General features: G+C 31.0%; 8 protein-coding genes. 6 read left to right on the forward strand and 2 right to left on the reverse strand.

Features of this window, described 5'->3' with window-relative positions; genetic code table 11:
• The coding region (locus tag ACH2BV_RS08380; protein ID WP_395050271.1) for an RsmE family RNA methyltransferase at positions 1–430 on the forward strand (430 nt) is incomplete at its 5' end.
• A 139-nt stretch (positions 431–569) separates the two neighbouring features.
• Entirely contained in the window at positions 570–1,211 is a 642-nt protein-coding gene (locus ACH2BV_RS08385) for a DUF4159 domain-containing protein (RefSeq protein WP_395050272.1), read from the forward strand.
• Positions 1,212–1,260: 49 nt separating this feature from the next.
• On the opposite strand, the gene ACH2BV_RS08390 is transcribed toward ACH2BV_RS08385, so the two are convergent.
• Complete coding sequence (locus ACH2BV_RS08390; RefSeq protein WP_395050273.1) at positions 1,261–2,007, reverse strand: transporter; 747 nt, start codon at positions 2,005–2,007, stop codon at positions 1,261–1,263.
• Between the two features lie 188 nt (positions 2,008–2,195).
• Between ACH2BV_RS08390 and ACH2BV_RS08395 the strand changes: the two genes are divergently transcribed.
• From ACH2BV_RS08395 to ACH2BV_RS08410, 4 genes are all read left to right on the forward strand, one after another.
• On the forward strand, positions 2,196–3,173 hold the full coding sequence (locus ACH2BV_RS08395) for a zinc metalloprotease (protein WP_395050274.1): 978 nt from the start codon (positions 2,196–2,198) through the stop codon (positions 3,171–3,173).
• Between the two features lie 79 nt (positions 3,174–3,252).
• A complete protein-coding gene (locus ACH2BV_RS08400; RefSeq protein WP_395050275.1) occupies positions 3,253–4,344 on the forward strand; it encodes an AI-2E family transporter in 1,092 nt (363 codons plus the stop codon).
• A 2-nt stretch (positions 4,345–4,346) separates the two neighbouring features.
• A complete protein-coding gene (locus ACH2BV_RS08405) occupies positions 4,347–5,525 on the forward strand; it encodes a class I SAM-dependent methyltransferase (RefSeq protein ID WP_395050276.1) in 1,179 nt (392 codons plus the stop codon).
• A 93-nt stretch (positions 5,526–5,618) separates the two neighbouring features.
• On the forward strand, positions 5,619–6,185 hold the full coding sequence (locus tag ACH2BV_RS08410; RefSeq protein WP_395050277.1) for a hypothetical protein: 567 nt from the start codon (positions 5,619–5,621) through the stop codon (positions 6,183–6,185).
• Here ACH2BV_RS08410 and ACH2BV_RS08415 read toward each other — a convergent pair whose 3' ends face one another.
• Positions 6,186–6,845 (reverse strand): M15 family metallopeptidase, encoded by a 660-nt coding sequence (locus ACH2BV_RS08415; protein WP_395050278.1) that lies wholly within the window; start codon positions 6,843–6,845, stop codon positions 6,186–6,188. It lies immediately after the preceding gene.
• Positions 6,846–6,879: the final 34 nt, after the last annotated feature.

Raw genomic sequence — 6,879 nt, forward strand, 5'->3', positions numbered from 1 at the left:
AGCAACCGAAATTGGAATTCACGAAATCACACCAATTATTTGTGACCGTTCCGAACGAAAAGTGATAAATAATGATCGATTTGATAAAATTATATTGACGGCAATGAAACAATCAAATGTTTTATTCCTACCAAAACTCAATGAAGCCATAACTTTCAAGGAATTTATAAAACGCAAAAATGAAGGTTTGCACTTGATTGCCCATTGTGAGGAAACAGACAAAAAATCATTGAAATCGGTTTTAAAACCAAACGAAAACGTTACGTTGCTCATTGGTCCGGAAGGCGATTTTTCGGAAAAAGAAATTGCCTTGGCACTCGAAAACAACTATGTTCCTGTATCATTAGGAAATACAAGATTGCGAACCGAAACAGCCGCTATTGTAGCTTGCCATAGCGTTGTTTATGTGAATGAAGAATCATTGAAATAAACAAAGATTATACAGTTTTGTCATTTCGACGAAGGAGAAATCACATTAGTTGCTCTCGTTATGAGATTTCTCCTTCGTCGAAATGACAAAATCAACAAGATTATACTAAAAGGAGGAATTACTGATAATTTATCATTTTATGAAAAGACTTTACATAGGTTTGCTTTTATTGGTTTATACTGCTTCATTTTCCCAAGAAATTGCTTTGGTAAAATACAGCGGAGGTGGCGATTGGTATGCAAATCCTACTTCATTGCCTAATTTGATAAAATATTGTAATACTAACATTAATACGAAAATAAAACCAAAACCTGCCACGGTAGAACCCAGTAGTCCCGATTTATTTTCCTATCCTTTCGTTCATATGACCGGACACGGAAACGTAGTTTTTAGTGAAGCCGATGTCAGTAATTTGAGAAATTATTTGACTTCAGGAGGTTTTCTGCATATTGACGATAATTATGGAATGGATCAATACATTAGGAAAGAAATCAAAAAAATTTTTCCCAATAATGATTTGGTAGAAATTCCGGCAAATCACCAAATTTTTCAAAAACCATATCTTTTCTCCAGTGGATTACCAAAAATTCACGAACACGACGGAAAACGTCCACAAGCTTTTGGAATTTTTATAGACAATAGATTGGTATTACTATACACTTTCGAATGTGATTTAGGTGACGGATGGGAAGATCAAGAAGTGCACAACGACCCTTTTGAAGTTCGTGAAAAAGCATTAAAAATGGGTGCTAATATTATGAATTACATTTTTAATAATTGAAACTTATTAAAAAAGTATAATTAGAAAAATCAGTCTATTTAGCGGATTGTCAATAAAAATTATTTTTAGTATTTATAGCCCAAGTAAACCGTAAATTTGTATAAAACAGATTGTGATTAAGACCATTTGCTATTGACATATCAAAACATAAATTTTTATTAATCGCATAACCTCCACCAACATTTATAGTATGAGAAATAACCGATTTAACATCAAAATCAGAATAGTTTTCTAAAAATAAATGAATTTTTTGATTTATATCATACATCAAATTGATGTCATAGTATCCTAGATTATCGTTGTCGTTACACTTAACAAAACCAATATTGTAATTAAATAAAAGTTTTTTACTAATGACATTCGAAAAGTTGAATGCAATAATTGCACCAACGTTATTGAACTCCTTTTCCTTTTGAACAGGGATAATAATTCTAGCCATAAAGGCAACTTCAGGAATTAAGTTTCTTTGTTTCCAAAGATTGACTGAAGTTCCCATTTGTATGTTTGTGAATCTTTTAGTATTGCGCACTAAATTATTGCCCACATAAAATTGTTCTTTTATTAAAGGGATGTTTAATTGCAATTCAACATCTTTAAATAATCCAAATCTAAAAAGTGTACTTGGCATACTCCAAGTAACTATTTTTTCTGTCTCATCTTTTTGAACAGCATACTGCGCTTCTATTTCAACTTGAAGAATGTATCGATCAACGACCGAAGAAGGCTCAGCAATTTGAGAATATGAAATTGTATAACAAAGAATACAATATAGCCCCAAAAACCACTTGAATCTCATAACATTAAATTTAGACAACAAAGTAATTTATATTAAGTCTAAATAAAAATGACATTTATCATATTACAAGTTTGAAATTTAATATAACTAAATAGACACATAAGTTTTATAAATTTGCTATTTTAATAAATTTGTTATATAATTGTGATGATATTAACCACAATCATTATAATCTAACATCTATTATTATGAAAAAAATCCTTTTCTCAGCAGCTGCAATCCTAATGCTGTTTTCTTGTCAAAATGATACAACTGATTCAACTGCTCCAACTACTAGCGCTACTGCTCATCGTAGTTGTGCCTCTCAAGAGGTTCTTGAAGCTCAATTAGCAGCTGATCCAACATTAGCCATTAGAATGAACCAAATTGAGGCTTTTACACAAAGTACAATTTCAAGGTCTAATTTTAAATTAGTAAATGGTAATATTGTAATTCCTGTTGTGGTAAACGTTTTATGGAGAACCACGGCCGAAAATATTTCAGATGCCCAAATTCAATCTCAAATTGATGTGTTAAACAAAGATTTTACTGCCTCAAACTCTGATTTTAGCAATGTTCCTGCTGAATGGTCTGGAATAGCAGCAAATATTGGTATCACTTTTGAACTAGATAAAACTGTTGGAGGTACCGGAATTATTAGAAAATCAACTACTAAAACATCTTGGGGAACCAGAGATGCAATGAAAAAATCGAAACAAGGCGGAATTAACCCTACTTCACCATCTACAACTCTAAATCTTTGGGCTTGTACCATTGGTGGTGGCATTTTAGGATATGCACAATTTCCAGGAGGTTCTTTAGCAACTGATGGAGTTGTTATTGATTCTTTCTATTTTGGTTTATCAAGTGCAGCAAGTTATCCTTATAATTTAGGAAGAACAGCTTCTCACGAAGTGGGTCACTGGATGAACCTTCGTCATATTTGGGGAGATGCTTCTTGTGGCGACGATTTAGTTGCAGATACTCCTACCGCCAAAACTTCAAACTTTGGTGTTCCTGTATATCCTTATGTAAGTTTATGCGCGCCTATTCCTCATAATGAAATGACAATGAACTATATGGATTACACAGACGATAGAGGAATGTATATGTTTACTAACGGTCAAAAAGCAAGAATGGCTGCCATATTTGTTTCTGGTGGAGCAAGGGCTGCTTTTGGAATTTAATTTCTATTAATTTTTTGAATATAAAACTCGCTACTTGTTAGCGAGTTTTTTTTATCTTTATCCTCTAAAAAAAACAGAAATGATTACTTCAAAAATAATTGCAAACGGAATTTTAAGAGCAATAGGTTTTTTAGTTTTAGCTGCAATATCACTATATTTCTTATATTTAATTCAGTCTGTTTTAATTTATCTGGTTGTGGCCTTGATTCTTACTTTAATAGGAAATCCAATTCTTGATTTCTTTAAAAATAGATTAAAATTCAAGCATACTTTGGCAACAATAGCTACACTTTTCATATTTATTTCATTTATTACCGGTTTTGTGATGATGTTCATCCCATTAATATCATCTCAAGGACAAAATTTATCGCTTCTAAAAACAGCTGAAATTGAAAAAGATATAACCCAATTAATAAATCAAGTTTCTGTTTTTCTAGAAAGTCATCATATAGATTCTGAAGAAATGTTAAATGAAGCAAAGCTAACTTCTAAAATAAATTTCAATTTCATTCCAAATTTTTTAAATGCTGTCTTGGGAACAATTAGTAGTTTCGGAATTGGTTTAGCTTCAGTATTATTTATTACTTTTTTCTTTTTAAAAGACCGATTGCTTTTTATTGATGGAGCAAAAAAATTGATTCCTGACAGTCAGGAGGACAAGATTTTGAATTCTGTACATAAAATAAACCATTTACTTTCCCGCTATTTTATTGGTTTATTACTTCAATTATTTATTATTTTCATTTTATATATTATTGTGCTATTAATATTTGGAATTCCAAATCTATTTATCATCGCCTTTTTATGCGCCGTTTTAAATATTGTACCTTACATTGGACCATTAATAGCCTCAGTTTTAGCTGCAATTCTAACAATGCTGAGCAACTTGGGAAGCGATTTTCAAACTGAAATATTACCCACAACAATCTATGTATTAATTGGATTTTGGATTGTACAAATCATAGATAACAACTTTTCGCAACCTCTAATTTTTTCTAAAAGTGTCAGTTCGCATCCTTTAGAGATATTTCTTGTGATATTAATAGCTGGGTTTCTTTCTGGTATTTTAGGGATGATTGTTGCAGTTCCTTTGTATACTATTTTGAAAGTTATAGGAAAAGAATTTTTTCCGGAAAATGCAGTAATAAAATTACTAACTAAAGACATATAATTTTGGATTTAGAAATTTTAAATCCCGAAATTCAAGAATTTATCAACGATAATATTGGTGCAACTATTTCAAAAATGGCGCTACAAAAAAATCCATTTCCAAATGTAGAATGGATTTCTATCCTTAATCAAATTGAAGCTAAAACAAAAGCTAAATCCAAATTACCCATTTGGTTTGCCACCAAAAACATTGTTTACCCTAGCAAAATTTCCATTGAACAAACTTCTTCTGAAAAAACAGCCTCTTATAAAGCTGGTATAGTCTCTGGCGAAAGTTTAATCGATTTAACAGGAGGTTTTGGCATCGACGATTATTATTTTGCCAAGAAGATACAAAAGGTAGCGCATTGCGAAATAAATCCAGGACTTTCCAAAATTGTAAAACACAATTTTGAACAATTAAAGGTTGAGAATATTACTTGTTATGTAGGTGATAGTTTAGCAACTTTAAATTCATTAAACACAAAATGGGATTGGATTTATATTGACCCTTCAAGAAGAAACGATACCAAAGGGAAAGTTTTTATGCTCAAGGATTGTTTACCAAATGTTCCCGAAAATCTTGATTTATTATTTCAATATTCAGATTCAATTCTAATAAAAACAGCTCCTCTACTCGATATTGCTGCAGGTTTAACCGAATTGAAAAATGTAAAAGCAATTCATATTGTAGCAGTTGAAAATGAAGTAAAGGAATTATTATGGGAAATCCATGAAGATTATACAGGAAAAATAGACATCAAAACAGTCAACATTTTAAAGGAAAAAATGGATGTTTTTGAATTTGTTTTGGACGACAATATAGAATTACCAAAATATAGTTTACCCCAAAAGTATTTGTACGAACCCAATAGCGCTATAATGAAATCGGGAGGTTTTGATGAAGTGGGCAATTTTTATAATCTTAATAAACTGCATAAACATTCCCATTTATATACCAATTCAACCCTAATTCCTTTTCCGGGACGTATTTTTGAAATTGAGAACTCGATACCCTATCACAAAAATGAAGTGAAGAATTTTTTAGAAAACAAAAAGGCCAATATCAGTACTCGGAATTTTCCTGACTCTGTTGAAAACCTTCGAAAAAAATGGAAAATAAAAGAAGGAGGAAATTTATATTGTTTTTTCACGACTGATGAAAATGACAATAAAATAGTTTTAATTTGCAAAAAAATATAATAAAAATGAAACGCCCATTACAATCGTCATTGACACATAGGATAATGGTTATAGGCGTTCCATCTTCCAATAAAAAACAAATAGTATAAACAGATGAAACAAGCAGTCCTAGTAATTTTTTTCTTGATAAGCAGTAATTTATTCGCCCAAAAACCTTGTGAATACAGTGCAAATGTCACCGATTCTATTGGTTCCTATAAGTCTACCAAGGAGTATATGATTTACGAAAAAAATTTCGCAGGAAATACTAATTATATTTTTTACTCTTTAGCATTGACTGATGGCCTGCCGACTCTGAATTTACAGTTTATTCAAAAAAGTAAAGAATTTATGAAGGCCAATTGTTTTGATAAAAATTCAAAATTATTTTTACAGTTAAATAATGGCAAAATAATAACGCTCCTTCACATTGACCAAGAAAATTGTGGTTCAATGATTCGAGATGACAAAGGTTTTGATAATAGAATTTTACAAGGTACTTTTATGTTTATGAAAGGTACTTTTGAAGACTTGAAAAGTTCTCCCGTTAATTTGATGCGAATAAAATATTTGACTGATATAGAAGATTATGTTATCAAAAAACAATTTCAATCGGAACTTGACAATCAAATTTATGAGCCCGAAACATATTTTATCAACTATTTGCAGTGCGTTGAATAACTAATCACATTTCCACTTTGCATTAGAAACTTTTTCATTTAAGGCTGATTTTAAATTATAATGCCACCATTCTGAATCAAGGGAATTGAAACCTTTCTCCATCATTGTTCTTTTTAACAATTCCCTATTATCTTTTATTTCCTGCGAAAGATTTTGATAATTATGACTGGCTTCGATTCCAAAAAAGTCAAATGGCGTTCCCATATTGAGTTCATTTCCATTAGAGTCGACTAAAGTTATATCGACGGCTCCTCCTCTATTATGTATCGAACCTTTAGCGGGATCAGCAACATAAGAAGGATTGGAAACAATTTTCCACATCCTTTTTTGAATATCCAAAGGACGGTAACAATCAAATATTTTGATTGTATAGCCCATTTTCGTAAAAGCATTATTGGCAGCAATCATCGCTTTAACGGTTTTCAATCTCAAAAAACATTCGGCACAATCATATACTTTGGCTTTTAAAAAATTATCCGAAGTGGCATATTTCATATCATAAACAAAATCTTTGCTGTAGTCTTTCAAATTTACAAACGCAGTGTCATTGACAACGGATTGATCTTTAGTTCCAACATCAGCAATTATGGTTTGAGATTTACAGGAAAACAAACAAAAAATCGTGCAAAAAAGAAATAAGGGTTTGATATAGAAAGTCATAAAAACTTTTTTTTATAAAAATAGGATAATTAGA

Origin of the sequence: Flavobacterium sp. (genome assembly GCF_043780635.1) — a bacterium.
In the GTDB taxonomy this organism is placed as follows: Bacteria; Bacteroidota; Bacteroidia; order Flavobacteriales; family Flavobacteriaceae; genus Flavobacterium.